Origin of the sequence: Dietzia sp. CW19 (assembly GCF_014145265.1) — a bacterium.
GTDB classification, from domain to species: Bacteria; Actinomycetota; Actinomycetes; order Mycobacteriales; family Mycobacteriaceae; genus Dietzia; species Dietzia natronolimnaea.
Genome location: NZ_JAALEE010000093.1, coordinates 1 through 1,782 on the forward strand (window position 1 = coordinate 1; position 1,782 = coordinate 1,782).

At 71.4% G+C, this 1,782-nt stretch carries 2 protein-coding genes and 1 pseudogene; 2 read left to right on the forward strand and 1 reads right to left on the reverse strand.

Going from position 1 to position 1,782, the window contains the following annotated elements; all coding sequences use genetic code 11:
• Window positions 1–209 (reverse strand): annotated as a pseudogene (locus G6021_RS03345) (histidine kinase); the annotation flags it as partial.
• A gap of 63 nt (window positions 210–272) precedes the next feature.
• Between G6021_RS03345 and G6021_RS03350 the strand changes: the two are divergent.
• Complete coding sequence (locus G6021_RS03350; RefSeq protein ID WP_182639630.1) at window positions 273–1,085, forward strand: hotdog fold thioesterase; 813 nt, start codon at window positions 273–275, stop codon at window positions 1,083–1,085.
• Between the two features lie 65 nt (window positions 1,086–1,150).
• Window positions 1,151–1,717 carry an NAD(P)H-dependent oxidoreductase gene (locus G6021_RS03355; RefSeq protein WP_182639629.1) on the forward strand — a complete coding sequence of 189 codons (567 nt, stop codon included), beginning with the start codon at window positions 1,151–1,153 and terminating at the stop codon, window positions 1,715–1,717.
• Window positions 1,718–1,782 lie beyond the last annotated feature (65 nt).

Genomic DNA, 1,782 nt, shown 5'->3' on the forward strand with positions numbered 1-1,782 from the left:
ACCGCCCGACCCCGGTCCACCGTGTCGATCGCGCTGTGCGCGGCGGTGCGCAGCAGCAGCCACGCGCCCCCCGCCGCGGCGGCCAGCACCAGGATGACGATCGCGGTGGCGATCACGGTGGTGGCCGTGCGGATCGGCCAGCGTCGGGGCGTCGCGAGAACCTCGCTGCTCAGGGGTGCTGTCCGGGGGGGCTCTGCTCGTGGGGGCACGGCTCCATTGTGCGGCCACGTGGGCCCGACGGGCAGGACTGGAACACGTGTTAGCGTCGCTAGATGAGGGAATCGACGCACCACGGCCCGGAACCCCGGCTCGGACTGACCTTCAGCCAGAACGGGGACGGCACCGTGAGCTGGCACCAGCCGGTCGCCGACCAGTTCGTGGACCCGTCCGGGCGCTTCGCCACGGGGGCCCTGGCGGTGTTGGTCGACTCCGGTCTCGGGGCCGAGAACCACCGCCGTCGTCCCGAGGGGATGTGGACCGTCACCACCGAACTCCGCCTGGATCTGCTGGCGCGCCCCCGTGAGGGGTCGACCGGACTGGGCGTGCGCACGGACCACCTGGGCGACGACGGCCACTGCCTCACCACGCGGGGCGACGTCCTCGATGACGACGGCGAGGTGGTCGCCGCGGGGCTGGTGAAGTCGATGGAGATCGCGGGGGTCGTGGACCCGGATGACTACGACGACGAGCCGCCGTGGCCCTCCGCGTTGGCGCCGGGAACGCTGGCCGAGGTGTTGTGCCTGACGGTGGACCACCACGATGACGGCCCGGGGGACACCCGCGCGGTGGAGGCCGTGATCGCCCCCGAACCGGCGCTCGCCAACCCGCTGGGGAACCTGCACGGCGGGGTCTTCGCGGCCGTCGCGGAGGTGGCCGGCGCCGCGGTGTTCCCGCACGAGCGAGACGTCAGTTCGTCCTCGCTCGACGTGAGGTACGTGCGGCAGATCCCGCTCGTCGGCCCGGTCACGGTGCGCGCCGAGGCGCTCCACGACGGTCGGAGCTGGGGGATCGCGCAGGCGGTCACGCGGGACGCCCGCGGCCGGGTGTGTGCGGTGGCGTCGGTCACTGTCTACGGCAGGCGGTAGATTGTTGCCGTGTCACTCAAGTACGGTCGAGGTGTCCACGACATCGATCGACGGAGGAGACGCGAGTGAAGATCGGCATCATCCTGGGCAGTGTCCGTGACGAGCGGGGCGGCGCGGCCGTGGCCGACTGGGTCACCGCGGAGGCGTCATCGCGGGAGCTCGCCACCTACGACCTGGTCGACCTCAAGTCCTTCGACGTCCCGCTCCTCACCTCGGCCACCGTGCCGGGTGCCGCGAACAAGCAGTACGACGACGAGCGGGTCACCCGGTGGAGTGAGGCGATCGACTCCTACGACGCCTTCATCTTCGTGACCCCCGAGTACAACCACGGCGTTCCCGGCGCTCTGAAGAACGCCTTCGACTCCCTCGGTGACGAGTGGGCGGACAAGCCGGTCGCCTTTGTCTCCTACGGCGCCGAGGGCGGGGTACGGGCCGTGGAGCAGTGGCGCCAGATCGTCGCGAACTTCCGGATGTTCGGCGTCCGGCAGCAGGTGTCGCTGAGCCTGTTCACCGAGTTCGGCCCGGAGGGTCTCCAGCCGAACGACCGGCGCGCGGGGGAGATCTCCACCCTCTTCGACCAGCTCGAGGACGCGGTCCGTCGGTTCGCGCCGATCCCCGCGGGCAGCGCGTAGATCTTCCCGCTACACCCGGCTCGCGGCCCGGGTGAACGACCGCCGGCCCGCCTCCACACGGAGGC